Annotated in this window: 35 protein-coding genes; 5 read left to right on the top strand and 30 right to left on the bottom strand. The window is 65.5% G+C overall.

From position 1 onward, the window contains the following. The first annotated feature begins 20 nt into the window (after window positions 1–20). Together AC07Z7_RS08870 and AC07Z7_RS08865 are read left to right on the top strand one after the other, a co-directional pair. Complete coding sequence (locus AC07Z7_RS08870; protein ID WP_494766044.1) at window positions 21–1,577, top strand: ATP-binding protein; 1,557 nt, start codon at window positions 21–23, stop codon at window positions 1,575–1,577. Further along, window positions 1,574–2,284, top strand: a complete 711-nt coding sequence (locus AC07Z7_RS08865; protein WP_494766043.1) for a response regulator — start codon at window positions 1,574–1,576, stop codon at window positions 2,282–2,284. The genes AC07Z7_RS08870 and AC07Z7_RS08865 overlap by 4 nt, the downstream gene beginning before the upstream one ends. A 126-nt stretch (window positions 2,285–2,410) precedes the next feature. Here the strand turns inward: AC07Z7_RS08865 and fumC are convergent, their stop codons facing one another. Next, window positions 2,411–3,820: a class II fumarate hydratase gene (gene fumC, locus AC07Z7_RS08860; RefSeq protein WP_494766042.1), complete on the bottom strand. Its 1,410-nt coding sequence runs from the start codon at window positions 3,818–3,820 to the stop codon at window positions 2,411–2,413. Window positions 3,821–3,990: 170 nt separating this feature from the next. Between fumC and AC07Z7_RS08855 the strand changes: the two genes are divergently transcribed. Both AC07Z7_RS08855 and murI read left to right on the top strand, forming a co-directional pair. Continuing rightward, complete coding sequence (locus AC07Z7_RS08855; protein ID WP_252658925.1) at window positions 3,991–5,547, top strand: fumarate hydratase; 1,557 nt, start codon at window positions 3,991–3,993, stop codon at window positions 5,545–5,547. Window positions 5,548–5,717: 170 nt separating this feature from the next. After that, window positions 5,718–6,611, top strand: a complete 894-nt coding sequence (murI, locus tag AC07Z7_RS08850; RefSeq protein WP_494766041.1) for a glutamate racemase — start codon at window positions 5,718–5,720, stop codon at window positions 6,609–6,611. Window positions 6,612–6,697: 86 nt separating this feature from the next. Here murI and AC07Z7_RS08845 read toward each other — a convergent pair whose 3' ends face one another. Further along, a complete protein-coding gene (locus AC07Z7_RS08845; RefSeq protein ID WP_094287494.1) occupies window positions 6,698–7,222 on the bottom strand; it encodes a M48 metallopeptidase family protein in 525 nt (174 codons plus the stop codon). Between the two features lie 128 nt (window positions 7,223–7,350). After that, window positions 7,351–7,986, bottom strand: coding sequence for a DUF6806 family protein (locus AC07Z7_RS08840; RefSeq protein WP_063461795.1), 636 nt, complete (start codon window positions 7,984–7,986; stop codon window positions 7,351–7,353). Window positions 7,987–8,375: 389 nt separating this feature from the next. On the opposite strand from AC07Z7_RS08840, the gene AC07Z7_RS08835 reads away from it, so the two are divergent. Further along, entirely contained in the window at window positions 8,376–8,681 is a 306-nt protein-coding gene (locus AC07Z7_RS08835) for a hypothetical protein (RefSeq protein WP_494766040.1), read from the top strand. Here AC07Z7_RS08835 and AC07Z7_RS08830 read toward each other — a convergent pair. The 27 genes from AC07Z7_RS08830 to AC07Z7_RS08700 form a co-directional block, all read right to left on the bottom strand. After that, window positions 8,678–8,869, bottom strand: coding sequence for a helix-turn-helix domain-containing protein (locus AC07Z7_RS08830; RefSeq protein ID WP_494766039.1), 192 nt, complete (start codon window positions 8,867–8,869; stop codon window positions 8,678–8,680). The two genes, AC07Z7_RS08835 and AC07Z7_RS08830, sit on opposite strands and share 4 nt — an antisense overlap. Next, a complete protein-coding gene (locus AC07Z7_RS08825) occupies window positions 8,856–9,044 on the bottom strand; it encodes a hypothetical protein (RefSeq protein WP_494766038.1) in 189 nt (62 codons plus the stop codon). Before AC07Z7_RS08825 ends, AC07Z7_RS08830 begins: the two co-directional genes overlap by 14 nt. Before the next feature lie 39 nt (window positions 9,045–9,083). Further along, complete coding sequence (locus tag AC07Z7_RS08820; protein WP_494766037.1) at window positions 9,084–9,410, bottom strand: hypothetical protein; 327 nt, start codon at window positions 9,408–9,410, stop codon at window positions 9,084–9,086. A gap of 106 nt (window positions 9,411–9,516) precedes the next feature. Beyond that, on the bottom strand, window positions 9,517–9,699 hold the full coding sequence (locus AC07Z7_RS08815; RefSeq protein ID WP_494766036.1) for a hypothetical protein: 183 nt from the start codon (window positions 9,697–9,699) through the stop codon (window positions 9,517–9,519). Continuing rightward, window positions 9,696–9,896 (bottom strand): hypothetical protein, encoded by a 201-nt coding sequence (locus AC07Z7_RS08810; protein WP_494766035.1) that lies wholly within the window; start codon window positions 9,894–9,896, stop codon window positions 9,696–9,698. Before AC07Z7_RS08810 ends, AC07Z7_RS08815 begins: the two co-directional genes overlap by 4 nt. Before the next feature lie 98 nt (window positions 9,897–9,994). Then, entirely contained in the window at window positions 9,995–10,357 is a 363-nt protein-coding gene (locus AC07Z7_RS08805; RefSeq protein WP_494766034.1) for a hypothetical protein, read from the bottom strand. Further along, on the bottom strand, window positions 10,354–10,812 hold the full coding sequence (locus AC07Z7_RS08800) for a D-Ala-D-Ala carboxypeptidase family metallohydrolase (protein WP_494766033.1): 459 nt from the start codon (window positions 10,810–10,812) through the stop codon (window positions 10,354–10,356). Before AC07Z7_RS08800 ends, AC07Z7_RS08805 begins: the two co-directional genes overlap by 4 nt. After that, on the bottom strand, window positions 10,809–11,093 hold the full coding sequence (locus AC07Z7_RS08795; protein WP_494766032.1) for a hypothetical protein: 285 nt from the start codon (window positions 11,091–11,093) through the stop codon (window positions 10,809–10,811). The genes AC07Z7_RS08800 and AC07Z7_RS08795 overlap by 4 nt, the downstream gene beginning before the upstream one ends. Further along, window positions 11,090–11,464: a hypothetical protein gene (locus tag AC07Z7_RS08790; protein WP_494766031.1), complete on the bottom strand. Its 375-nt coding sequence runs from the start codon at window positions 11,462–11,464 to the stop codon at window positions 11,090–11,092. Before AC07Z7_RS08790 ends, AC07Z7_RS08795 begins: the two co-directional genes overlap by 4 nt. Next, window positions 11,457–12,152, bottom strand: coding sequence for a hypothetical protein (locus AC07Z7_RS08785; protein ID WP_494766030.1), 696 nt, complete (start codon window positions 12,150–12,152; stop codon window positions 11,457–11,459). The genes AC07Z7_RS08790 and AC07Z7_RS08785 overlap by 8 nt, the downstream gene beginning before the upstream one ends. Further along, complete coding sequence (locus AC07Z7_RS08780; protein ID WP_494766029.1) at window positions 12,149–12,619, bottom strand: hypothetical protein; 471 nt, start codon at window positions 12,617–12,619, stop codon at window positions 12,149–12,151. The genes AC07Z7_RS08785 and AC07Z7_RS08780 overlap by 4 nt, the downstream gene beginning before the upstream one ends. Next, a complete protein-coding gene (locus AC07Z7_RS08775; RefSeq protein ID WP_494766028.1) occupies window positions 12,619–13,023 on the bottom strand; it encodes a DUF4376 domain-containing protein in 405 nt (134 codons plus the stop codon). The genes AC07Z7_RS08780 and AC07Z7_RS08775 overlap by 1 nt, the downstream gene beginning before the upstream one ends. After that, window positions 13,020–13,511, bottom strand: coding sequence for a hypothetical protein (locus tag AC07Z7_RS08770; RefSeq protein ID WP_494766027.1), 492 nt, complete (start codon window positions 13,509–13,511; stop codon window positions 13,020–13,022). The genes AC07Z7_RS08775 and AC07Z7_RS08770 overlap by 4 nt, the downstream gene beginning before the upstream one ends. After that, window positions 13,511–13,900, bottom strand: a complete 390-nt coding sequence (locus AC07Z7_RS08765) for a hypothetical protein (RefSeq protein ID WP_476498247.1) — start codon at window positions 13,898–13,900, stop codon at window positions 13,511–13,513. The genes AC07Z7_RS08770 and AC07Z7_RS08765 overlap by 1 nt, the downstream gene beginning before the upstream one ends. Next, window positions 13,897–14,358, bottom strand: coding sequence for a hypothetical protein (locus AC07Z7_RS08760; protein WP_494766026.1), 462 nt, complete (start codon window positions 14,356–14,358; stop codon window positions 13,897–13,899). Before AC07Z7_RS08760 ends, AC07Z7_RS08765 begins: the two co-directional genes overlap by 4 nt. Further along, a complete protein-coding gene (locus AC07Z7_RS08755) occupies window positions 14,358–15,299 on the bottom strand; it encodes a hypothetical protein (RefSeq protein ID WP_494766025.1) in 942 nt (313 codons plus the stop codon). Before AC07Z7_RS08755 ends, AC07Z7_RS08760 begins: the two co-directional genes overlap by 1 nt. Then, on the bottom strand, window positions 15,296–19,783 hold the full coding sequence (locus AC07Z7_RS08750; protein WP_494766024.1) for a hypothetical protein: 4,488 nt from the start codon (window positions 19,781–19,783) through the stop codon (window positions 15,296–15,298). Before AC07Z7_RS08750 ends, AC07Z7_RS08755 begins: the two co-directional genes overlap by 4 nt. A gap of 6 nt (window positions 19,784–19,789) precedes the next feature. Further along, window positions 19,790–20,239 carry a DUF1799 domain-containing protein gene (locus tag AC07Z7_RS08745; RefSeq protein ID WP_494766023.1) on the bottom strand — a complete coding sequence of 150 codons (450 nt, stop codon included), beginning with the start codon at window positions 20,237–20,239 and terminating at the stop codon, window positions 19,790–19,792. Next, complete coding sequence (locus tag AC07Z7_RS08740) at window positions 20,203–20,523, bottom strand: hypothetical protein (RefSeq protein WP_440597104.1); 321 nt, start codon at window positions 20,521–20,523, stop codon at window positions 20,203–20,205. The genes AC07Z7_RS08745 and AC07Z7_RS08740 overlap by 37 nt, the downstream gene beginning before the upstream one ends. 97 nt (window positions 20,524–20,620) lie before the next feature. Next, window positions 20,621–21,556 carry a phage tail tube protein gene (locus AC07Z7_RS08735; RefSeq protein ID WP_494766022.1) on the bottom strand — a complete coding sequence of 312 codons (936 nt, stop codon included), beginning with the start codon at window positions 21,554–21,556 and terminating at the stop codon, window positions 20,621–20,623. A gap of 41 nt (window positions 21,557–21,597) precedes the next feature. Then, window positions 21,598–21,819, bottom strand: a complete 222-nt coding sequence (locus tag AC07Z7_RS08730; protein WP_056063275.1) for a hypothetical protein — start codon at window positions 21,817–21,819, stop codon at window positions 21,598–21,600. A gap of 17 nt (window positions 21,820–21,836) precedes the next feature. Further along, window positions 21,837–22,094, bottom strand: coding sequence for a hypothetical protein (locus tag AC07Z7_RS08725; RefSeq protein ID WP_494766021.1), 258 nt, complete (start codon window positions 22,092–22,094; stop codon window positions 21,837–21,839). Between the two features lie 104 nt (window positions 22,095–22,198). Further along, window positions 22,199–22,684: an HK97-gp10 family putative phage morphogenesis protein gene (locus AC07Z7_RS08720; protein ID WP_494766020.1), complete on the bottom strand. Its 486-nt coding sequence runs from the start codon at window positions 22,682–22,684 to the stop codon at window positions 22,199–22,201. Beyond that, the gene (locus AC07Z7_RS08715) at window positions 22,677–23,015 is read right to left on the bottom strand and encodes a phage head closure protein (RefSeq protein WP_494766019.1); all 339 of its coding nucleotides are present in this window, start codon (window positions 23,013–23,015) and stop codon (window positions 22,677–22,679) included. The genes AC07Z7_RS08720 and AC07Z7_RS08715 overlap by 8 nt, the downstream gene beginning before the upstream one ends. 9 nt (window positions 23,016–23,024) lie before the next feature. Continuing rightward, window positions 23,025–23,576, bottom strand: coding sequence for a hypothetical protein (locus AC07Z7_RS08710; protein WP_494766018.1), 552 nt, complete (start codon window positions 23,574–23,576; stop codon window positions 23,025–23,027). 3 nt (window positions 23,577–23,579) lie between these two features. Continuing rightward, window positions 23,580–23,975, bottom strand: a complete 396-nt coding sequence (locus tag AC07Z7_RS08705) for a hypothetical protein (protein ID WP_494766017.1) — start codon at window positions 23,973–23,975, stop codon at window positions 23,580–23,582. Between the two features lie 83 nt (window positions 23,976–24,058). Then, window positions 24,059–25,372 carry a phage major capsid protein gene (locus AC07Z7_RS08700; RefSeq protein WP_494766016.1) on the bottom strand — a complete coding sequence of 438 codons (1,314 nt, stop codon included), beginning with the start codon at window positions 25,370–25,372 and terminating at the stop codon, window positions 24,059–24,061. Window positions 25,373–25,414 lie beyond the last annotated feature (42 nt).

Here is a 25,414-nt window from a genome sequence, read left to right as displayed (position 1 = left end):
CTGAACGCCACCCCAGCTCCATGCCCCACCTGACCCTGCACCGCAAAGCCTTCCTCGCCCTGGCCGCCCTGCTGGTGGCCTTGCTGCTGATCTTTGCGGGCTTCTCGCGCCTGGGTCTGCAGCGCGGGCTGGGGCCGTATGTGGCCGAGATCGAGCTGGCGCGCATGGACTGGCTGGCCGAGCGCCTGCAGGCCCACCACGCCCAGGCGGGCGGATGGGACAGCCTGCGCAGCCAGTCCACGCTGTGGGGCCGCCTCAGCCACCCCGGCGGTGGCCCGCGCCGCCCCAGCCCACCGCCCTCCGGCGACCCCGGCGGTGCGCCCGACACACGCCCCGGCCCGCCCCCGGGCCAGGCAGACCCGGCCCCTCCGCCCCCACCGCCCGACGACCTGCGCAGCCAGGGCCCGGGCAGCTTCCCGCCCCCACCGCGCCACCGCGATGACATCTACCCCCGCCTGGGCCTGCTCGACGCGCAGGAGCGCCTGGTGGTGGGCACCGCGCCCCAGCCCGGCGGCGCACGCCTGGCGCTGCGCGGCGAGGGCGGCCAGACCATCGGCCACCTGGTGCTGGCACCGCCTCAGGGCGTGCGCACCGAGGCCGATCAGGCCTTTCTGGCCCAGCACCTGGGCTTTGTGGCATGGACGGGCCTGGCCGGGCTGGCGCTGGCGCTGCTGCTGTCCGGCTGGCTGGCCCGGCGCTGGCTGGGCCCGGTCGAGGCCCTGGCCACCGGCGCACGCGCCATTGCGCAAGGCGCACTGCACACCCGCGTGCCCGTACACGGCAACGACGAACTGGCCCAGCTGGCCCGCACCTTCAACACCATGGCCGAACAACTGAGCAGCATCGAGGCCAGCCGCCGCCAGTGGCTGGGCGACGTGGCCCACGAGCTGCGCACCCCCCTGGCTGCCATGCGCGCCGAGATCGAGGCAGTGCAGGACGGCATCCGCCCCTTTGACGACAAGACCGCGCTGCGCCTGCACCGGCAGGTGATGCGCCTGATCCAGCTGGTGGGCGACCTGCGCGCCAGCCTGGATGCAGCGGGCACCAGCGCGCCCTCGGCCCAGGTGCCCGTGCACCCGCTGTCGCTGCTGGGCGAAGCACTGGCGTCGATGCGCCCACGCCTGGCGCAGGCGGGCATCGATGTGGACACCACGGGCCTGGACGCTCTGGCCGCACAGGTGCCCGCGCCACTGGTGCTAGGCGACGCGCAGCAATTGCACCAGGTGTTTTTGAACCTGCTGGAGAACAGCTTGCGCTACACCGATGCTGGTGGCCTGCTGCAGATCACGGCGCGCGAAGTGGCAGCCCCCGGCAGCGCGGCCCACCTGCCGATGCTGCAGGTGCAACTGGACGACAGCACGCCCGGCGTGCCCGCGCACGAGCTGCCCCGCATCTTTGAGCGCCTGTACCGCGCCGAGACCTCGCGCAACCGCGACCATGGCGGCTCGGGCCTGGGCCTGGCGATCTGCCGTGCCATCGTGCTCGCACATGGCGGCACGCTGGCGGCCGAGGCATCGCCCCTGGGCGGGCTGCGCATCACGCTGACTCTGCCCCTTCTGGACAACACCGCCCCATGAGCCCACGCATCCTTGTCGTCGAAGACGAACCCGACATCGCCACCATCGTGGTGGACTACCTGCGCCACGCGGGCTACACCGTCGAGCACCAGGCCGATGGCCGCGCAGCCCTCGCCAGCATCGTGGCCGCGCCGCCCGACCTCACGCTGCTGGACATCATGCTGCCCGGCATGGACGGCCTCGACATCCTGCGCCAGGCGCGGCGCCACACGCAGAACCCCATCATCATGCTCACTGCCCGCGTGGAAGAGGTGGACCGCCTGATTGGCCTGGAGCTGGGCGCGGACGACTACATCTGCAAGCCGTTTTCGCCGCGCGAGGTGGTGGCCCGCGTCAAGGCCGTGCTGCGCCGCAGCGCTGCAGCGCAGGAGCCACCGACGGCCCCCACCACGGTGGAGGCGCTGGTGCTAGACGAATCACACTGGCAAGCCACATTGCACGGCACGCCGCTCAACCTCACACGCCGCGAATTCAAGCTGCTGCAGGTGCTGGCGCGCCAGCGGGGCCGCATCTTCTCGCGCGCCCAGTTGCTGGACCAGGCCTATGACGACACGCTGGATGTGAACGAACGCGCCATCGACAGCCACATCAAGAACCTGCGCAAGAAACTCAAGGCCGCCAGCGGTGATGGCAGCGACTGGATCCGCTCGGTGTATGGCGTGGGCTTTGCACTGGACCCGAACCACGAGGGCCCGCCAGCAACCTGATGGTTTGCGGGCTTCAACGGCCTGGGCGCATTAGCTATTATTTCAATAGCAACAAAGACAATCAGAACAGGCGGTAGCGGCATTTTTTCTACAAAAACCCGCTTTTCCCAGCGAGGCCGCGCAGGCTCAACGCCCCACCATCTGTCCCGGCACCACCCACTGGTCAAACTGCTCGCCCGTCACATGGCCCGAAGCCACGGCCGCTGCGCGCAGGCTGGTGCCCTCCTTGTGCGCCTTCTTCGCAATGAAGGCCGCCTTGTCGTAGCCGATGTGCGGGTTCAGCGCCGTCACCAGCATCAGCGACTGCTCCACCAGGTCGTTGATGCGCGCCTGGTTGGGCTCGATGCCCACGGCGCAGTGCTCGTTGAAGCTGGCCATGCCGTCGGCCAGCAGGCGCACGCTTTGCAAGAAGTTGTGGATCACCATCGGGCGGAACACGTTCAACTCGAAGTTGCCCGAGGCCCCGCCGATGTTGATGGCCACGTCATTGCCCAGCACCTGCGCGCACAGCATGGTCAGCGCCTCGCACTGCGTGGGGTTGACCTTGCCGGGCATGATGGACGAGCCCGGCTCGTTCTCAGGGATGGTGATCTCGCCCAGCCCGCTGCGCGGGCCGCTGGCCAGCCAGCGCACATCGTTGGCGATCTTCATCAGGCTGGCTGCCAGGGTCTTGAGCGCGCCATGGGCATGCACCAGCGCATCGCAACTGGCCAGGGCCTCGAACTTGTTGGGGGCGGTGACCAGCGGCAGGCCGGTCAGATCGGCCAGCTCCTTGGCCACGGCCTGCGCGTAGCCTGCGGGGGCATTGAGCCCCGTGCCCACGGCAGTGCCGCCCAGGGCCAGCTCGCCCAGGTGGGGCAGCGCAGCGCGCACATGCTGCTCGCCATGCTGCAGCTGCGCCACCCAGCCCGAGATCTCCTGGCCCAGCGTGAGCGGCGTGGCGTCCTGCAGGTGCGTGCGGCCAATCTTCACAATGCCGTCAAACGCCTGGGCCTTGGCCGCCAGCGTGGTGCGCAGGCCGTGCAGCGCGGGCAACAGGCGGTGCATCAGCGCGTCCACCGCCGCCAGGTGCATGGCGGTGGGGAACACGTCGTTGCTCGACTGGCTCTTGTTCACCTCGTCGTTGGGGTGCACCAGCCGCGCCTCGCCGCGCGGCCCCCCCAGCAGCTCGCTGGCGCGGTTGGCCAGCACCTCGTTCATGTTCATGTTGGTCTGGGTGCCCGAGCCGGTCTGCCACACCACCAGCGGAAACTCCTGCAGGTGGCCACCGCCAATCACCTCATCCGCCGCCGCCACGATGGCCGTGGTCTTGGCGGCGTCGAGCAGGCCCAGTGCGTTGTTCACATAGGCACCGGCCCGCTTGACCTGGGCCAACGCGCGGATCAGCTCGGGCGCCATGCGCTCGCCCGAGATTGCGAAGTGGTGCAGCGAGCGCTGTGTCTGCGCGCCCCACAGCCGGTCGGCGGGCACATCGATGGGACCGAAAGTGTCTTTTTCGGTGCGGACTGCGGTCGGGGCGGGGGTGGAAGTTTTCACGGGTGGGCCTTGCCGCTCAGCGAGCGAATGGGGGTGGAACGAAACACCAAGCCGCAGCATACCCACCCCAGGCCATGGTGCGCCAGCACCGCCCATGGCCCCTGACAGGACCGCGCAAGCCCGGCGGGGGATAATTCGGGGTTCGCGTTTTCCCTAAAACCCCCACCGCCATGACCACGACGACCATTCGCCAAGAAGACCTGATCGAATCCATTGCCGGCGCGCTGCAGTACATCAGCTACTACCACCCCACCGACTACATCGCCCACCTGGCCCGCGCCTACGAGCGTGAAAAGAGCCCGGCGGCCAAGGATGCGATCGCGCAGATCCTGACCAACAGCAAGATGAGCGCCACCGGCCAGCGCCCCATCTGCCAGGACACCGGCATCGTCAACGTGTTCCTGAAAGTGGGCATGGATGTGCGCTGGGAAGGCTTCACCGGCAGCCTGGATGACGCCATCAACGAAGGCGTGCGCCGGGGCTACAACCACCCCGACAACACGCTGCGCGCCTCGGTCGTGGCCGACCCGCAGTTCGCCCGCAAGAACACCAAGGACAACACCCCTGCCGTGATCTTCACCGAGATCGTGCCCGGCAACACCGTGGACATCACCGTGGCGGCCAAGGGCGGCGGCTCGGAGAACAAGTCCAAGATGTACATGCTCAACCCCGGCGACAACGTGGTGGACTGGGTGCTCAAGACCGTGCCCACCATGGGCGCTGGCTGGTGCCCGCCTGGCATGCTGGGTATCGGCATTGGTGGCACGGCCGAGAAGGCCGTGCTCATGGCCAAGGAAAGCCTGATGGACGACCTGGACATGTACGAGCTGCAGGCCAAGCAAGCCAGCGGGGCCGAACTCGACAATGTCGAAAAGCTGCGCCTGGAGCTGTTTGAGAAGGTCAACGCCCTGGGCATTGGCGCGCAGGGCCTGGGTGGCCTGACCACCGTGCTGGACGTCAAGATCAAGATGTACCCCACGCACGCGGCCAGCAAGCCGATTGCGATGATCCCCAACTGCGCCGCCACGCGCCATGCGCACTTTGTGATGGACGGCTCGGGCCCCGTGTACCTCACGCCCCCCAGCCTGGACCTGTGGCCCAACGTGGACTGGGCGCCCGACTACAACAAGAGCAAGAAGGTCAATCTCGACACGCTGACCAAGGAAGAAGTCGCCAGCTGGAAGCCCGGCGACACGCTGCTGCTCAACGGCAAGATGCTGACCGGCCGCGATGCCGCCCACAAGCGCATCCAGGACATGCTGGCCAAGGGCGAGAAGCTGCCTGTGGACTTCACCAACCGCGTCATTTACTACGTGGGCCCTGTGGACCCCGTCAAGGGCGAAGCCGTGGGCCCCGCAGGCCCGACCACCGCCACGCGCATGGACGGCTTCACCGAGATGATGCTGGCCCAGACGGGCCTGATCGCCATGGTGGGCAAGGCCGAGCGCGGCCCGGTCGCCATCGAGGCCATCAAGAAGCACCAGAGCGCCTACCTCATGGCCGTGGGCGGCGCCGCCTACCTGGTCTCCAAGGCCATCAAGACCGCCAAGGTCGTGGGCTTTGAAGACCTGGGCATGGAAGCCATCTACGAATTCGACGTGGTGGACATGCCCGTGACCGTGGCCGTGGACGCCGGTGGCACCAGCGCCCACATCACCGGCCCGGCCGAGTGGCAAAAGCGCATCGCCTCGGGCGAGTTCAAGGGCATTGAAGTCGCGACGGCCTGAGCCCCGGCCCTGCACCGAGCCCCGTGCCAGGCTCCGTTCTGGCACCTGGGCAACGGCTCTCCAAACCGCCCTCGGGCGGTTTTTTCTTGCGCGCTTGCGCCTTCCAGCACGGGAGCGGCGTCTTTCCTACAATCCACGCTTTCGTCCAACAGCCAGAGCTTGGTTCCTCGATGCCGCAGGCCTCTTCTCCCATCGGTGTTTTTGACAGTGGCGTCGGCGGGCTGAGCGTGCTGCGCGCGCTGCTGGCCACCATGCCGCACGAACGTTTTGTGTACCTGGCCGACAGCGCCCACGCGCCTTACGGCGAACGGGGCGACGCCTATGTGGCGGCGCGCACCCATGCCATCACACAGTACCTGTGCGAGCAGCATGGCATCAAGGCCCTGGTCGTGGCCTGCAACACCGCCACGGCAGCCGCCATCCACGAAGTGCGCAGCAGCCACCCCACGTTGCCCCTGGTGGGCCTGGAACCTGCCATCAAGCCCGCGCTGGCCGTCACCAAGACCGGGCACGTGGGCGTGATCGGCACGCGGGGCACGCTGACCAGTGCGAAGTTCGGCAAGCTCATGGCTTCACTGGCAGGCCAGGCGCAGTTTGTTGTGCAGCCCTGCGATGGCCTGGCCCATGCCATCGAGCGCAGCGTGGCGCTTCCGATAGCCCCCCCGGACAGCCCCGTCGAAGCCACCGAGACTGGCGCGCTGTGCGCGCGTTATGTCCAGGCCATGGGCAGTTTTGGCACCGCCGCAGGGCAGATGGACACCCTGGTGCTGGGCTGCACACACTACATCTTTGTGGCCCATGAACTGCGCGCGCTTGTGGGGCCGGACGTCCAGTTCATCGAGACCGGCGAGCCCGTGGCCCGCCAGACGCGGCGCCTGCTGGAAGCTGCTGGACTGCTGCATGTGCCCGCAGAAACTCGGCCTGGCCAGCCCCCCGTACCGCAGTCTGAGGCCACGCCCCCGGTGCAACTGCTGACCACGGGCCCCGTCGCCATGCTGGAGGTCGCGGCGCAGCGCTGGTTGGACCTGCCCGCGAGTTGCTGCCAGTCTGTGCAAGTGCCCTGATTCAAAGCAACAATCGGCCTCTGCGCGCGTTCACCAAGCCTGAATAGCTATCGAAAGAATAGCAATTCAGGCTTATGTCACAGCTCTCAGGGCTGCTCCACACCCCACAACCGGGTGCCCGCGTGTTCCACATGCGTGAGGTACAGCCGCAGGTCGAACTCGTACTGGTGGTACTGCGGCTCCATGTGGGTGCACAGCTGGTAGAAGGCTTTGCCATGGTCCTTCTCGCGCAGGTGGGCCAGCTCGTGGACCACGATCATGCGCAGAAACTCGTCCGGCGCCTGCTTGAACATCGCGGCAATGCGGATCTCGTGTTTGGCCGTCAAGCGATTGCCCTGCACACGCGACACCGCCGTGTGCAAACCCAGCGCGTGGCGCACCACGTGGATCTTGTTGTCGAACAGCACCTTGTTGACTGTGCCCGCGTTGCGCAGGTAACGCGCCTTCAGCTCCTGCGTGTAGTCGTACAGCGCCTTGTCGCTGCGCACGGCATGGGCAGCGGGGTACTTGCGTTGCAGCACCGCACCGAGCTTTCCCTGCACCAGCAGGTCGCGCGCCTGCGCCTGCAAGGCCGCAGGGTAAGAACGCAGATAAGGGAGGTCGGAGGTCATGGGGGAGCAGCGTGGCTGCAAGGCTGCAACGCGGTGGCAAGACGGCGGTCAGCCGCGCAGATGCCCGAGCCACAGCAAGCCAGTGCGGCCGACCTGCGGCGTTGAAAGCCTTGCTTGCAGCGAGGATGTCAGTGCAGGTGGCGGGGACGGCGACCACCGCCGCCACCATGGCCACTGCTGCCTGGCCCCCCCGGGCCGCGCGGGGGCTTGCCGATTTCCAGCGAGTTCACCAGCGCATCAAACCGTTGGCTGAAAAGCTTGTCGATTTCCGCGACCACGCCCCCCAACTCGGCGCCATCAAAATGCCGCTCCATCATGTTCACCACGTCCTGCACCAGCAAATCACGCTGCACCTGCATGATGGCGGCCGGGGTGGGCCCCACGAAGAGCATCACAAAGTCGTCGCGCGACTCGGCGCCCTGCTCTTCCTCTTCCTCGTCAAAGTCGGCGTCGTAGAACGTGACCTCGATCGCGGCCCCCTGCTCGGCCAGTTCGTTGAGGCTCATGCACATCTCGTCGAGCGACTGGCGAAAGTCTTCATCGCCCCGCACGGTCCAGCACATTTGCAGCAAGTGCTCTTGCGCATCGAACTTGATGCCTGGCTCTTCCTCGTAGGCACTGGCAGCGCCATCGGCCAGCGAACGGGCTCCAGCGTACTTCCACAAAGGCTTGAGCGCTTCCTGGAGCTGGTCAAAACTCACATCAGCGCGCAAGGGGACCTGTCCGTGGACGTGGATTTCAAAGGGAGCGTTGTAACTTGACATGATTGAATCCTAGAGCCTGTTCAATGTCTTTTTGGAGTCGCACAAGTCCCTTGCCCACAGGGTTGGAGTGAAATCGGGCAATTGGACGCCCCGGTTGCTTGCATGGGCATGAGCCCATAATGCGCAGCCGGAGCATCCACTCATCCCGATTGCACTCCAATGCGATCTCCAAAAAGACATTGAACAGGCTCTTCGTGGTGCCCCGAGCCGGGGTCGGATTGCCGCATGCCTATTGGCTTTGGCGCCGATTCCGGGGGGAAATTGGGGGGACCGTTTCTTCTTGGGCGCTACCTCTCAGCGCCACGATAACCCCATTTTCGCACGCGGCCAACCGCTGGACGGGCGAAACAGAAACACTGTATGCTTTGACAGTGTTTCGAGGATGGCGCATGTACTGCACGGTTTACAGACTCTACGACGGCCAGGGCAACCGCCTGCAGAACGATGTGGCCAAGGCCAACGGGCAAACCGGCTGGCTGGTGTACCGGCTCAAGCGCCCGCAGACCGGCGAGCCATTTCGCCACGCCCTGCTGCTGCCCAAAGAAGGGGCGTCCGACCATTCCGCAGTGCTGCCGCCTCTCGAAAATGCAGAGCTGCGGGTGCTACAGGGCGGAATGCGCCTCACGGGCAAGGACTTTGACGCGCACCACAGATACCTAAAGCAGGCCTGGTGGGTGGTGCCGGTGGTGGTTTAGCCCTTGGGCGCCCACTCTTTCAAGCCAGCGGCGACAGCGGCGCAGGCAAGGGCGGTGCGCCGATCAATGGCCGATTGCCCGCTGAGCAGTTTGTGATACCCCGAGCGCGACATGCCCAAGGCCTCGGCGCCTGTTTCGTAGGTGTAGCCCATGGCTTTGTGCCAGGCGATGAAATCAGCGGTTTGCATGGTCTCGCGGGGGTGGGTTTTGGGGTGGCAGATCGCGCTCAACGCGCTCCACTATCCAGTCGGTGAGCTTCTTGCCCTCGGCGCGTGATAACTGCACCCAGCGCGCTTTTCGCTCGCGTGCAACACGCAGCGGCATGGGCACCAGGTCATCGTCGGGCGTTTGATCTTGGTTCATGGGTTGATTGTAAAAAGGGGCGTTGCCGCCCCTCCCTACTTACCGGCCCATCCGGGCTGCGCGCTTTGCTTCGCGCTCTGCTGCTTTGGCGTCCCACATCGCCTGCACGGCCTCGGCGCGGGCCTTGGCCGCTGCGTACAGGGGATGGTCTTCAAAGAACACCACGCGGCCCTTATCAAAGTAGTCGGTCATCGTGTCGGTGTTGTTCGAATACTCGGCAGGGAAGATCTGGCCCAGAGCGCGGTTGTAGTCCTTGGAGCTGACTTCAACGCACTTGCGGCCATCGGTGCGGGTGTAAACGTGATACCAGCAGCGGGCTTTGATGGTGCCGTTGGTGACGTGGTGCAGGTTGAACTTGATTGCCATGATGTGTGATCCTCTTGAGGAAGCCCGGAGCCGCCGGGGCGGTGCACTCGATGTCGTGTGCATGGTGGATATTATAGTCCACTTTGTGGACTGTGCAAGCCCTTTTTTAATCGATGCGCGGCGGTGGCCCATCCTCTCGCACCGGATAGCACCCGCGCCCCGCACGCTCCTGCACCTCCCTGGCCAGCTCGCGCTGCTCTCGCCGCAGGCGCTCATTCAACTGCTTGATAGCCTTGCGGCCGGGGCCAGGGCGGGCGCCCTGGTGGTGTGCATGCGTGTGCACAGTCATGGCGCCGCCTCGATAGGAGCAGTGCACGCGATCAAGGCCGCGCGCATCTGGATCTCGTAGGCCTCGCGGCGGTCGATTTCAGCCAGGGCAGCGCGCAACAGCACCCAGGGGGCGGCACCAGGTGCCAGCGCCTCGGTGGGCATGGCGGGCCGGTCGGGCACCACCTCCTTGCACTCCACTGGAACGGGGACGTTCACACGTGTGTACTGAGGTGTTCCAGCGCAACCCGCGCCCAGCAAAGCAGCGGCCAGCGTTGGAACAAAAAGCACCTGGTGCTTTTTCAAAAATGTTCCATTCATTTGCGCCCCCTCCCCTGCAGCCATTCGTCGCCCAGCGCCTGCATGCTGGCGCACAGATCGCCCTGCACTTTGGGCTGCAGGCCCAGGGTGTAGTCCGCGCGCTGCTGCAGGCCCTGCGCCGTGGACGCTGCGGCCGCGCGGGCCGGTGCGGCCGCCGCCTTGCGCTTGTCTGCCAGGTCGCGCAGATCCTGCGCTGCATCGCTGCAGGCGGTGGCATCTGCGCGCGCCTGGTCGCGCTGCCCTGCGGCAGCCGTGGTTTCGTCGCGCTGGCCCAGGTAGGCCCAGCCCAAGCCAGCATTGGCCGCAAGGCTGATGGCCAGCGCAACCATTACGGGAGTAATCGTGGGCAGCGGAATCATGGCAATTCCTGAATGCCCAGCTGGGCGCCCTGGTCGGTGATGGTGATCACGCGGTTGGCTGGCTTGTCAGGCACGCGGGTGCTGACGTGCACCCACTGCTTGCCCTTCACGCCCTCCAGGATCAGCTGGCCGATGCCCAGCACCGACACCAGCGGCGCCAGGCTGCGGGCGATCTGGTACGGGGTGCCGTAGCCAGGCGCCACAATGTCGGCCGCGTGGCCTTGGGTGTGGTCGCTGCTGGTGACACCTCGCACGGCTTCGTTGACCTGGCGGCTACGGTAGCCGCTGGTGACAGTGATGGGCACGCCCAGCGTGCTGCGGATGCGCTCCAGCATCTCGGCTGTGAGCACCAGGCGCGGCAGGATCTCGGGCGGCGGTGTGTTGTCCAGGCCCAGGCGCTGGGCTGTGCTGCTGGCTGTAAGTTCGGCCAGCGTGAAATGCGGTGTGAGCTTCATGGGTTTCCTTCGGTCGTGAAACTTCGGGGGACTCCCCCCTTCCAGTAATGGGATGTGACCCACTGCACCTGCAGGATGGCCAGGGCCAGGAGCACGCCAAACCACGGCAGCGGCCAGGACATGAAGGGCCAGGCCATGCCCAGGGCGGCCACGGTGCCAAGCGCCCAGAACGACAACCGGATGGCTGTGCGCGTGCGCCGTGTCGTGATGCGCATGCGGCAGAAGACGCTGAAGAACAGCGCAAAGCAGGCCGCCTCGTGGGCGATCAAGAACGTGTTCATGGCTTGGGCCCTCCAATGCGGGAAAGCACGGCCTGAAGGGCGCCGCCCACCGCCTCAAACACGGGGCGCCAGCCATTACCAAGGGCGCCAATGGCGAAGGCCACAGGGGCCAGTGCTTCGTTGGCCGGGATCTGCCACCGGCTTTGCAGTAGCAGCGACAGTGCCGAGGTGAGCGCCACTGCCGTGAGCGTGCAGCGCAGCATCAGCCAGAAGCCCGCGCTGCTTTTCATCGTCTCGGCCGCGCTCAGCGGCCACAGCGCACCGGCCAGTGCTGAGAAAACGATGAGCGCATACGGCCCGGCCATGGGGCCGAGCAAGGCGATGGAGACAGCGGCCAGGCTGATGCCTGATGTTGAAGTGGGCTCAGGCATTCGGCGCCCCCCATGCGGGCAGCACGGACCAGGTGACGGGCGCGCGCAGGTCATGGCCCGCGATGGGCCACCAGGCTTGCTGCCCCGATGGCTCGTGCCACACGTTGCTGATCTCATAGCCCACGCGGATCTGCAGGTGCAGCGGGCCCACCAGCTGCTCGGTGGCCTGCAGCTGCCAGGCGTCGCCGCAGTGGTGCACCGTCACGCCGCCGCCCCGCCACACCTGCACGCCCGTGGCCACGTCCACCGGCACGCCAAGGCGCCAGGCGCGGTACTCGCCAGCGTTGCGCCTGTACCAAGCCTTGCGGCTCTCAGGGCTGCGCGGGTGTGTGCCTTGCAGCCAGTAGTTGGCCGCCACGGCCTGCGCGTCTGCAGGGTCCAGCCACTGGCCTGGCGCGGGGCGCCCGCCCTCGGGTGTCTCCACCCATGGCACGTTGTCGCCGTGCGCTGTGATGTTGACCATGGGCGCTATGTCCCAGTCGGCCAGGTCGGGGCGCACATCCACCAGGCGCTCGGCCGCCCAGGGCAGCAGCCGGGCGATCTTGCCCGCCTTGAACAGGCGCACGCGCCACTTTGCCCACGTGAGGCCCTGTGCGCGCTCGCGGGCGCCCTCCAGGGCGGCGATGGCGGCCGTGTGGTAGTGCGCAGGGACGCCCGCCGCCTGCAAGTGCTTGATGTAATCGATCATGGGGTGGATACCTCGGGCGTAAAAAAACCCGCCGAAGCGGGTTGCTGTGGGTAGATGCTGAGCAGCAGCGCCGCCAGCCCGTTGGGGCCCAATCGCCAGGGCTCCAGGATGCCGAGCGCTGCGCCCTCGGCCTCGCTGCAAAACCAGCCCTCGGGCGCCTCGCGCACCAGCCAGAAGACGAAGCGCAGGTTGCCGGGCAAGTCGTAGGGCTCGCCCTTGTGCGCCTCAAACCAGGCACGGGCTGCTGCCTCCAGGTGGTCGGGCAGTTCGATGAAGTCCCAGTGGTCCGGGTCGTAGTCGATGCGCTTGAAGCGCACACCGCCATCCACCCAGCTCGCGCTGGCGCTCATGCCATCGGCAAACACCAGCTCGCAGTGGCTGTAGGGGCCACGGTCCACCCACTGCACGGCATGGCTGTAGAGGCCTTGCACGCCGGGGCGGGTGGCCTTGTAGAAGGCGGCGCGCATCACACACCGCCGAACGACTCAGGCCACCCGGCGGACAGATCCACGGCCAGGGGGTCTTCGGCCGCATCCACCTGCCCCCTCAGCACTTCGGCATGGGCGAACAGCGCAGCATCGCGCGTGGCCGCAGCTGCAAATACCTGCTCAGCTAGGGTGGGCGTCATGGTCACAAACTCCCCGCCCATGGTTTTCCACTGCAGGCCAGCGGGCATGCCCGCGCCCATCATCACCAGCGCCATCTGCTGGGTGCGCGAGAAAGTGTCGCTGTGGAACCAATGGGCGCCGACTTGGTAGCCGCCCAGCTGCGTCTTGCGGTCGCGCAGGGCCTTGATCTGCTCCCACAGCATGGCGCGCAGGTCGCTGGCCGGTGTTGGGGCGGGCTCGCCGCCGATCACTTCGAGGATCATTGATGTGCCTCCACCAGGTAGCACCACCGGGCGGTCTGGCCCGCCTGGGTGATCGTCAGATAGACCTCGAACGAGGCGTCAAACGGCAAATAGTCCGGGAACAAGTTGTTGTTCACGCTAGAGGTAGGCGTGGCATTGATACCCACCACCGCCTGCGCTTGAGCGTTCCCGGAGCCATTGTTGATGGTGCGGTCATAGATGCGGTTGCCGTCCAGGAAAGCTTCAATGCGGTAATCCAACGCACCAGACGGCACTTCCACCAGCATGATCCTCACTGCGCCGCGCCCCGTGGCGGAATAGATGCGCGTGCGGGTTGCTGCCGACAAGAGCGCCGTGTACTGAGCCAAACCCGCAGCAGTCGCAAACGATGAGGCGGTCGGCGCGTACGTCGTGTTCTGAATAACGACAGCTTCGCGCCCGGACACACCCGCCACACGGCGCGCACCCAGCGTGCGGCCATCACCCAAAGGAAACTGGCCCGCGTTCATCAGAAATCCCCCGCGCGGGTCACGCACACGTTGATCAGCTCGGCCTTTTCGCTGCTGGCGCGCAGGCTCCAGCCCGCTTTGAGCACCAGCGCCAGGTTGGTGAGCAGCGCAGACCAGGCCGGGTTGGTAGCGCTGACCGTGTTGGCCGGGACCATCACCTCGCGCCACAGCTTGGCGGTGGCACCGTCGTGCAGGAACAGGCGCACCATGCCCGCCGTGGTGGTCACGATGGCGGTCAGCGTGATGTCGTCCACCCGCGAGCCCGAGGCGCCAGCGGTGAACACCGTCACGATGGTGCCCGTGCCGTCGCGGTTGGCATTGGCGGCGCCGCCCACCTGTGCGACTGCGGTATTGGGCGTGGATGCGTAGTTTTGAGCGTTGATGGTCATACGATTCCTTGGGTCGAGAGGAGAAACTGGGGCAGCGAGTCACCGCCGCTTACGCGGGTCCAGCCAGAGGTGCTGCCGCCGCTATCGATGCTGGGGTCCACGTTGCTGATGCCGCCGGGCGCATTGCGCCGGTAGGTCTGCTTGTCGATGGGACTCCAGGCCGTCACATCGGTCGGGTAGTTGGTGCCCATCACCCACTTGTCGGCGCCCACGGCCGAGGCCGAAGCTGCAGCCATGGCGGTGGCGATGGTGGCCGCCACGTTGGCCGCCTGCGCGTTGGAATACGCACTGCCGCACAGGGCCACCAACTCGGGCATGAACAACGTGCCCATGTGGTTGCCGAAGGCGTAGGCCTTCGTGTTGTAGGTGCCCAGCACACGGTCCGACAGGGGCGGGAACGGTGGCACGGGCGTTACCGCAGGAACGGGGGTGGGCGGGATGATTACCAGCGTACTCATCAGATGATTCCTTTCACACGCGCAGCAAGCTGCGCTTCTTTGCTGTTGACTGGTTTGACCCGCCCGCTGATGAGGCCCAGGGCACTGAGGTAGCCGTAGCCGGGCACGTCGGTGGCTGAGATGGCCACCGGCACGTCCAGCACCTGCTGCAGCAGCCCCACCGTGTACTCGGCCTGGTCGGCATCGAGCACCGCCGACAACGTGAGATCGGTCGCGCCAGGTCGGCGCTTGATCTCGAACGTGCCGTCGTCGTAAAACTTGATGTAGCTGTAAGACCGTGGCTCGGCCTCGCTGCCATACTCGGTGCCACCCGTGCCACCGGTGAGGCTGCGCCATTCGCCCACCATCAAGGTGCCCAGCTCCACGGCGGCCGTGGGGCCAGCGCTCACCGTTACGGTGAGTTCAGAGGTAGGACTGATGGGAATACCCGTCAGCTCCACCGTGCTGCGCACCCCCAATGGCGAGAACAGCAGCTCCCAGAAGCCGAGGGCCTGCTCCCACAGATCCTGCGTGGACTGCTTGAGGATGGCGCCCCCAGGGGCATCGCGCGCGATGATCTGCACCTGGTCGCCCACGGCGCCGAAGATCTTCACGTCACTGAAGAACGGCACCTGCAGCTTGTAGGTGAGACTGCCCGTGGCCTTTGCTGCCGTGGACCGGTAGAAGTCAAACGGGGCAAACAGGTTGCTCGGGCGTTTGAAGAGCCAGTAGTCCGGGTCTGCCTCGGGCAGCGCAGTGCGGCCGTTGTGAGCCTGCACGCAGGAATACACCTTGTGGTTGCTGATGCGCTCTGCCCCCACGGCGTACGTGCCCGCAGACACCCACATCGTTTCGCCCAACGCTGGGTCGGGTTCTACGATGGTGGTGCCTGCGGACAACATGCTGGCCGTGATGGGGACGGCCATCAACACACTCACACTGCTGTACGCGGTGGTCGTCATGCTGGGATAGTCCTTATGCCGTTGCCTTCAAATGAGTCTTCCAGCACCTGCGCTACCCGGGCCAGCAGGGCTTCCGCCTTGGACTCGCCCGCACTGGCAACCGGCGCCGCAGGGCTGCTGGTGGTACCGCTCTGCACGCTGTCAGCCAACATGCGCCGCGTGGTGGACGCGGTGTAGATCCGCGCAGGTGGCAGGTAAGCCAGCTCGGGGCCGTCCTCACCCACCATCGCCCATCCGCCCCGGTGATCGCCACCGAGCCGGAAGGCCGGCACACCCACCGATGCAGCAGCCTTTGCCCAGTCGGCATCAAAGAAACCGGTGATCAGCGCCAGATCGTTGAGCGTTCCGCCCGCAGACTTGACCGCCTCCAGCAGCCCCTTGAGGTCGCCGGTGCCGTCGAACTTGTGGTACACGGGCGCCAGCGCATCGAGCTTGGCAATCTGCTGCTGATCAATCACTGGCTCATAGCCGACGCCTGCCGTTCCCAGCGAGAGAACCCGCTTGTACTTGGCATCCGCCGCAGATGCACCACTGCCAGGCATGCCGGGGCCGAACCCCGCACCGCCCGCACTGCCGCTACCGCCCGAGCCACCTGCACCCGGCGTCTTTGGCTTCAGCAGCTCGGTGAGCTGATTGATGGCCTCTTCCACCGATACCGTGGCCTGCACATTGCCGGTGGCAATGTCGATCAGCTCGCGGAACTTCTCCAGCGTTTCCTCGCCCTGCTTGATCTGACGATCCAGCGCGTCCAGCGACTGCTCTGCAATGCTCTTTTGCTTGCCCGCCACACCCGCCAGCTGCTCCATCTGCCCGGCAAGCACCAGGCGGTCGCGGTCCAGCTCGAACTGAGTGAGGTAGTTGTCGGCCGTGAGGCCGCCACGCGCAGCGGACAGTGCGTTGGTGAGGTCGTCTGCGTTGGGGATGATCCCCAGCAGAGCGCCCTGCAGGGCGTTCTCGATGAACACCATGCCCTTCGCTGCCTGCTGTGCAGCAGTGCTGCCCACCTCGCCCCGCAACTCGCGCATGGCACCCGATGCAATGTCTTGCACCTTGCCCCACAGCCCAGCCAGCTCGGCCGCTGCTGCGCGCTGCGCTTCCAGCGCCTTGCGCTGGGCTGCGATGGAGCGCTCCAGCGTGCTGTAGGCCGCGTCCAGCTGCGTCTTGAGCGCATCCTTGGCAGCAGCTGCAGCTTCCTCGGCTGTCTGGTTCAGCTCGGCAAACGAGCCCGACAACATGATCAACATGGCGTAGGCCTTGCGGCCTGCCTCGGTGTTCAGGTCTTGTGCTTCGACCAGGCGGCGGTATTCCGCACGGGTCTTGGGCACCGTCAGGCCCAGCTTGGCAAACTCGCCATCGAGCTGGCGCACGGCCACCGCGCGGCGCTCTTCCTCGCTGTAGAAGTTCTGGAAGTAGCTGCTGGTGGCGGCCACCATCTTGTCGAGCCCGCCGAACGCGTCCGCAATCTTGCTGGCCGCGTCGGCACCGTCCAGGCTGGCCTCCAGCAGCGTGTAGCCCAGCGTGTCAAATATGCCGTTGACGGTGGTGAGGCTGGTGGACAGGCGGGTCAGCGTGTCGATAGCCTTCTCGCCCTCTTTGGCGTATTTGCTGGCGGTGTAGGTGGTCTCTTCGATGGTCTCGGTCACCTCGCGGGATGAGGCCATGAAGTCATCCGCACCCCGACCCACGTTGTCGTACACCACGCGGGTAACTTCTTTGCTGGTCGTGGTCCAGGTGCCCAGCACCTGCTCTGCCAATTCGTTGTTGGCAGTGGCAAGCGCCTCCTGAAACTTCTGCTGGATCTGCTCGGCGTTGAGGCCTTGCGTGCTGATCTTGATCTTGCTGGTGTACCCCTCCAGCTTGTCGGCGCTCAGGCCCAGCGTATCGGCAAAGTAGGCCACCTGCGCGCGCATGCCCTTGAAGGTGTCGCCCAGCGCTTTCTCAAACGCTGGGTCCAGGTCGCTGTACTTGGTCTTGTCCGAGCGGAACAGACCGCCCTTGTAGAACTCGTACTGCTGGCCCTCGAAACCCGTCTTGCCGCCGAAAGTGCCCTCGATACCCACGTCTGCCAGCTTGCGGCCGAACAGGCGGTTGATGAGGCCACCCACCACGCCCGCGAGCGGGCCAAAGAACGCACTAGCGATGCCCGCGATGATGTTCACGGCGTTACCGCCGCCCACGCTGTAGCCGCCCGACAGCATGGAGCTGATGCCGTAGCCTGCCAGGCCGTTGCCCAGCATGCCCAGGCCTGCGCCAATGTTGGTGCCCATGGGCGTCATCACATTGGCGGTGTAGCCGGTGCCGTAGTCCACAGGGGCGCTCAGGCCAAGGCGCACGCCCAGGTCGCTGGATGCGAAGTTGCCGAACGCGTTGTTTACCGCGCTGCTCACGCCCTTGGTGATCAGGTCGAAACCGCTGGACACGATGTTGCCCAGGCCGCTGAGCATGCCCAGCCCGCCGCCGCCACTGGCCCCGCCCGTCACGCCCGCATTGGCACCCGTGACGGTAAGGCCCAGGGCGCCGGTGATGCCGGTCATAACGCCCTGCACCGCCAGCTTCAGCACCGTGGTCTTGAACAGATTTTTGATGCCGTCCCAGAACGATTTGAAGAAGCCCTTGCCCGCCTCAAACCCACGGTACAGGCTGTCGCTCAGGCCGTTGTAGATGCTGTCGTAAAACTTGGTCCACTCGTTGGCGGCCTCAGTTGCGGCCTTGGCGGTGATGGTGCGGTCGTACTTGGCGCCCAGCAGCTCGTTGCGCTCGCGCAGCGCTTCGATCTCGGCCTGCAGCGCGATCTGCTCGCGCGTCATGGTGCCGGTGATCACGCTGGCCCGCTCCAGCTCGGCCAGGGTGGCCTCCTTGGTCAGGATCAGCGCGCGGTTGCGCGATTGCAGGAGCTGAAGCTGTGCTGCATCGGTCAGGCCGATGACTTCGATCTCTTCGCGCAGGGCCTGGTTTTGAGCGACCAGGCTGGATGTCGCCTGTTCCATACCCTGCACCAGCTTCATGCGGGCTTCGCGCGTGGCCTCCAGGGACTTCAGTTCCTCGCGGTGTGCCACCACCTGCTGCTCGGTGGTGAGCATGTCTTTCAGCCGGGTTTCAACCAGGCTGCGGCCAGCGATGATCTGGGCGTCGGTGCTGGTGGCGAGCTTCTGGCGCACCTCGGCCGCCATCTTTTCGCCTTCGGTCAGTTTCTCGCCGGTGCTCAGCTCTTCTTTGAGCACGGCCACGCGCTTGTCGATGGACTCCAGGAGGGCGTCTACCGGGTTCTTTGCTGCGGCCGCTGCCTTGCCCGTCTTGTCTAGGGTGGTGTTGACGTACTCAAGGGCCTTGCGGACCTCCTTCACCTGGCCGCCGGTGGCCTCAATCTCCCCCATGCGCGCACGGATGCGACTGCCCAGGGTGTCTTCGCCAAAGGTCTGGATGGCGGTGGTGCCCAGCTCGCGGATGATGGTGCCCGCGCGGGTGGTGCCCGAGCGCATGCTGTCCAGCGCGCCCGTGAAATCACCGCGCAGCACCTTTGCCACGGCTTCGCCCACGCCGCCGAAGTAGGCAGCGCCTGCGGCCGCGTAGGCGCCCAGGCTCTCAGCCAGCAGCTTGACGCCGCGCATCACGTACTGGGCGGCATCGGCCACATAGGTGAGGCCGGTGATGGCGCTCTTGGTCCAGGCCTGCACGCTGCCATCGGCTACCAGGCGGCGCACTTCCTCACGGATGCCGCCCGAGCCGTTCATCACGTCCAGCATGGCCTGCGCGCCCAGGTCGAGCGCGGGGATCATGCCGTTGGCCAATTCCTTCTTCCAGGCCTCACCACTGGTGCTCAGGCGGGTGAGGTTGTCGTCCAGGTTGGCAGCGGCCGCAGCCTGCTCGGTGGTGACCTTGGCGGCCAGGGTTTCCACCTCGGCCAGGTCGTGCAGGAAGGGCAGCATTTGCGCGCCCTGCTTGCCGTACAGCGCCATGGCCACAGCGGCCTTGCCGGTGCCGTCTTCAAACTTTGCCATGGCCTTGGCCACGGTCTGCATCTGATCTTCGGGGCGCAGCTTCTTGAAGCTGTCGAAGTCAATGCCCAGGGCCTCCAACGCCTTGCCGGTGCCCTTGCTTTCTTCGCTGGCGCCTGCCAGGTTGGTGGCCAGCTTGTTCATGGCGGCGCCGATCTGCTCGGGCCCCATGTTGTTGAACTTGCCCACGGCCATCAGGCCCGACAGGGCTTCGACCGTGGCACCGGTCTGCATGCGCAGATCGTCGAGGGCGGCGCCACCTTCAATGGCGCCAGAGATGAGGCCCTTGAAGGCCGCGATGGTGAAGCCAGCGGCCAGACCGCCAGCGATGGCGCCCGCAGTCGTGGCCACTTTGGCCTTCATGCTGTCGAAGGTGTCCTGAATCTTCTTGGACGCCGCCAGGGCGGCCTGCTCGGACTTGTCGAGCCCGCCCGTGTATTGGGCGTAATCCAGGCCGAGCTTGACCACCAGGGAGCCGAGTGCAGACATGCTGATTTACTCCCGTTCTTTCTTGTCACGTTGTTCTTGATCTGCCACGAGCACCGCGCGCTCCATGACCTGCAGGCCGTGCATGACGGCGCGGCGCTTGCGCCGGTGGACGAAGCGATCCAGCCAGGCGTTGACGCCCGCGTAGCAAAAGCCCATGCGCTGGCCCGCCATGCCTGCGTACTGCCACTGGGTGCGCAAGGCCTCGAAGGCCGCGACAACCGGCAGGTTCTCTGCGTACACACCGAAGGCCTCGCCCTCGGCCGGGGGGGCAGTGGCAGCGGCATCGATGCGGGCGCGCACCTTGTCGATGTCGTCCGCACTGGCGCCCCAGGCCTCCATGGCTTCGAGCACGCTGTAGTCGGGCTCGAAGGTGCCGGGCGCTTCGTCGCGGGCACCTGCCCACCAGCGCGCGGCCTCAATCAGTTTTTTTCTTTGGCGCCTACGTTGTGGTGCCAATAGACCAGCATGGCCTCGCGCACCGCACCGGTGAGGCGCAGGAAGGCCTCCAGGTTCTGCTCGTTGAACGGCACAGGGGCGCGGTCCTGGTCCTGCATTTCCCAACCAGTGAGCACACGGCGCAGCAGTTCGACGTTGGACAGCTTGATCAGCTCTTCGCGGTCTTCTTCAAAGGTGCGTTTGAAGATGGCGACAAAGCTCTCTTCGCGCCAGCCGCCCTTTGGCATGGCGACTTGAACCTTGACGGTGGCCTTGAATGTTTCGTCGGGGGTAAGAATGAACATGGTGTGCGAGTGAGGAAAAGGGGGAGAAAGCAAAAGAGCCACCGCGATGGGTGGCTCTTTTTTTGGGGTGTGCACACGTGTGCACGGACAGGGATGGTTAGCGAACGATGATTTGCAGTTCGTCGTTGCCGTCCACCGGGTTGATGTCGAACGGCATGTTGATCATGGCGATGCTCTGGTCGTCCTGCAGCGTGAACGGCTTGCACTGCACGGCAGGCATCGCCAGCTCAATGATGTTGCCCGGCACAGTGCCGTGCACCAGGCTGCAGGCGCCCACAACGCTGTTGCGCACGATCTCGGCCCAGTTCTTGGTGGTGATGCTGGGCATCTCCATCGTCACGCTGCCCGAGGGCTGGCGGTCCGGGCTGTGGGGCGCCGCGCAGTTGACCAGCTCGCGCCAGGCCAGGGCGTTGGCGAGGTTGATGCTGAAGGCCGACATGCACGCAGACAACCCGTGAAAGCTGAAGGTGGGCGTGTTGGTCTTGCCCACAGTCTTGGGCTGGATGAAGTCGCTGTAGTCAACGCCGGTGGGCATGGCCACTTCCTCGGTGGCGGCGCTGTAGGTGCCCAGGAATTCGAACTTCATCACCGGGATGCCCTTGGCATTCAGCTCGAAGGACACCGTGCCCTTGGCATTGGTGATGACGAACTTGGTCTTGTCCAGGTAGCCATACAGCGTGAGGGTGGGTTCGCCTTCGCTGACCAGGTCATAGGTCACGTCCGTGCCTGCGGTGATGGTGGCGGCAAATCCGCAGGCCTCCAGCAGCAGGCCCCATGCGGGTTCAGTCCCGGCAGCGCCCGCGCCCGCCAGTTCCACCTCAAATGTGATTTTGCGGTGCTCACCCACGGTGAGGCTGCCGCTGTTGCCCTTGTAGGGGCGGATCAGGTCGCGCTGCACCTGCTCGGCCGTGATGGGCTCGGGCATCAGGGCGCGGCAAAGGATGGCATTGGCCGCTGCGGTGGGGAGTGCATCGGTGCCAGCTGTGACTTCTTTCTTTGCCAGCAGCAGCATCTTTTTCATGGACTTGGCCATGGGGGTTCCTTTCAGGTCAGGGTTTCAGAAACGGCCGCTGCTTAGGCTGCTGCGGTGTTGTCGTCGCCCTCGGCCGGAGCCGGGGGCGGGACGCGGGTGCGCACGCCGGTTACGGGGTCGCGCGTGTAGGTGCCGCCGATGCCGGTGAACTCATCGCGCGCACGCGGTGGCGTGGGCAGGTGGTGCGCTGGCTTGGTGGCTTTGGGGGTGGCGACGGGCGCAGCTGCGCCAGCCGCCGCAGGGGCTGCGGTGCTTTTTGCCATAGTGGTTCCAGGTGTGGTTAGTGGCGGGGTGTGCGCAAGCGCACGGTGAGGTAGCGGGCGAAGATCTCGGCGTCCGGTTCGTAGTCAGCGTCTCCCGCGTCGTCTTCGTACTGATAGGAGGGCATAGCCTCCAGCGCAGCGCGGAATGGGCCGCCACCATCCAGGGGCAGCAGCACGTCCAGCTCTTCGATGGTGCGAGCCAACACCACCAGGTGCACGTCGTGCTGGCCGTACCCGCCGCCCGCACACCAGGTCTCTTCTGGCTTGCTGTCCACGTCGAATACAGCAGCAGGCCAACGGGGGTTAGGCTCCAGTTCTACCGCCCAGGTGTTTGCAAGCACCGGGGTTAGGGCCACAGAAAGTAGCTGATGAATGGTGCTCATGCCTTGCTTGCCTTTACGTGCTCTTTGTCCAGCCGGTCGGCCATGGCATCAACAGCCTCTTCCTTGCCCTGCTCCAGTGCAGGCTGCAGGAAGGGGGTGGCCTGCTGCTTCTTGGTGCCGAACTCGGGGAAGCGCCAGTAGTACGGATCGTCTTCGTAGCGCTTGACGATGCGGCCTGTCTTGTTGATGGCCAGCTTGCTGTTGGTCTTCTGCTTCTTGGTCAGGTTGCGACCATGCCGCACGCCGAGGTTGTACTGGGCGGTGCCTGCGGGCGCCTGCGGCTCGCGCTTGATCACAATGTTCTTGAGCAGCGCGCCGGTCTTGCGCAGCCCTTTGGCCTGTGCGATGCCGCGCGCCTTGCTGCGCAGTACGCCGCCCGCAGAGGCCACCATGAGGCGGGCAACGCGGGTTTCCATGCCGGTCTTGAGGCCTTGGAAGGATTGGCTCAGTTCACCGATGCCAAGGGTCTCGCTTTTAGCCATCGTTCATCCCCGTGTCGCAGGTAAGGATCAAGCACTCTCTACGAGCCATCAGGTCGTTGACGTGCACGATGTTGAAGTGCCGCCCCTGGTACAGCACGCCCCACTCTGCGGAAACTTCAGCGCGGTAGGGTATGGTGAACTCAGTCCGAGCCACAGCTACCCTGCCACCTGCAGCACCTGTGGCAGGCTTCTCGTTGCCACTCAGATTGCGCACAGCAGCCCACATCGGCGGCTGATCCACCCACTCCTTCTTGAACCCACCTGAAGTGCCACGGGTACGACCAGGAGCGCGCAGCGTAATGCGTTGATCTAGCTTTCCTGCTTGCAACATGATGGGTCCTCAGAATCGTGGCGGCACGGTGATCTCGGCCAGCATGTGGTCAAGGAACGAAGCGGGCAGCTCTGCCACTATGGTCCCGGTCACCAGCGACTCACGCTGCGCGTACACGGTGCCGATGTGCATCAGCAGCCAGTTACGCACGCCGGGGTATGCATCGAGGTCGGCCCCGGCCTTGTAGGTGATGCGCAGCAGGCCTGCCGGGCGCCCCTCGGGGAACGACACGAACGACTCGCGCTGTTCCCTGCGAAGCACCACGGGCGCGGTGATCGGGGTGGCTGTGCCATCAGGCGCAATCACTTCGACCAACTCCACCTCAAAGGCCTGCCCTGTATCCAGCGCATCGCCCGAGAGGCGGTGCACCGGCCAGTGCTCGACATAGCGGGCCTCTTGGATGGCCGCGCCGGTGCGGGATTCGCACTGGGCAACCACGCCGGGAATAACGATCTGCTCCAGCAGGTCGCTTTCCAGCAGCACCGCGTCGTTGCGCCGCCAGGTGGCAATGTCCTGCGGTGTCAGCACAGGGTCGCCTGTGTACGCGATGCGCTGTGCCATGGCTTAGGGGCGGTCGTCGTTGTCGGCGCTGCCACCGGCGCCAGCTGCTGCCGCATCAGCTGCTGCCTGGCTACCTTCGGCGCCAGCGGGGTTGCTGGTGTCTGCAGGGCCCGCACCGGCATCGGCCGAAACGCCCGGTGTACCGCCTTCAGCAGGCGCAGGGGCTGGCGCTGGTGCTTCGGTCTTGCCGCGCTTGTTGCTTGCCGGTTGCCGCTGTGCGGGCTGCTTGGCCGGGTTTTGCGTGGCCGAGGCCTTTTCGCCATCGGCCGAATATTCCTCGGCCACCTTGGACTTGACCAGCTGCACGGCCACGTTTTCGTCAAAGCCTGCGATCTCGCCTGCGCTGTAGCCGCGCCAGGACTGCAGGAACTTCACTGCGCGCTTTTCTGTAGTGCTCATGGCACCCCCTATGGAAATGAGTTTGAGAGCTGTGCACACGTGTGCACAGCGGGGAATGAATCAACCGTTCAGGGTGGCCACGCTCAGGAGAGCATGGTGTCGCCCCAGGTGACCTGCTTGGCAACCACGATGGACTCGACGTGGCGCGGGCCAATGTCGTGCTTGGCGATCACGCGCACCAGCGTCTGGTCGCGCTGGAACGCGCTCACCATGTTGCCGCCGCCATCCTTGTAGGAGGCTTCATTGCTGTAGGCGATCACCAGATGCTGGTCTTCACCGATATAGATGTCGGCAAAGTTCACAAAGTAGATTTCCGACTCGTTGGTGCCCGCGCCCAGGTTGATCGGGATCTGCGTTGTGAGCGCGAAGGGATAGCCCTTGAGCTTGCCCTGCTCGATTTCGGGATACGCCTTGTTGCCGTTGCCATCGCGCAGAGAGCCCAGCCACCGAATGGTGCGAGGCGCCATGAGCCAGCCGCAACCGCCGAGCTGCACATTGGCGTTCTCCAACCGCAGGATCAGGCCAGACAGGAACGTTTCCACCTGCTGCAGTGTGGGCGCCGCAGGGGCGTTGACCAGGTTGCCCGGCAGCACCCAGTAGCGGAGGCCCTTGGGCAGATTCCCTGAGCCATCGGCGCGGATGAAATGCAGATCCTGCGACAAGCCCATGCTTGTGGTCAGGTCACCAGCAACCGACTGATCAACCCGTGGGTTTACACCCGAATTGGCCAACAGATCGTTGCTGATAGGAACGATGGCTGCAGCCTTCTTACCCGACAGCTTCAAATCACCGAAGGTCATGTCAGTGATCCCGATGTCGGTCTCGGTGCCGATATAGGACACCGAAGTGTTGCCCAGGATGCGCGGAATGGTCAGGTTGCCATTGTTGAGCGGCAAGCTGATTGCCCCCATGCGGCGCACTACCGAAGCCGGGCGCAGCGACTCGATCAGCTCAGTAGCAAAGTTCACGGGAACGAGCACGCCGCCCGCGCCAGGGGTGACGGTGGACAAGGCCATAGCCACGTCCTGGCCGAAGCCGCCCGATGCTGCCAGGCTGGCGGCCTGCTGCTGGTTGCCTTGCGACATCGCCAGCAGGCGCACCATCTGCGCCATCTTTGCGCCGGGCGGGGCGTTGTCCGTCACGGAGATGTGTGCGGGCGGGCTGGCGATGCCCTGCGCGGACTCATTGACAGGCACCGCTGTGGCCGCTTGCATGCGCTCTGCGGCCTCGGCGCGGGTGATCTTGGCCGACAGGTCGGCAATCTCGGTTTCGAGCTGGCCGAAGCGGCTCAGCTCTTCGGCGCTCAGGCTACCGCCATCGGCCTCTTTCTTGGCAAGCGCCTGCAGCTCTTCATTCAGCTTGGCGCGTTCGCTGCGAAGTTTCAACACTTGGGACATTGCATGCCTCCTTGGGGCAAAAAAAAGCCCGCTGATGCGGGC

This window comes from Acidovorax sp. GW101-11A03 (genome assembly GCF_059424825.1).
This window is presented reverse-complemented; position numbering and strand designations above follow the sequence as displayed.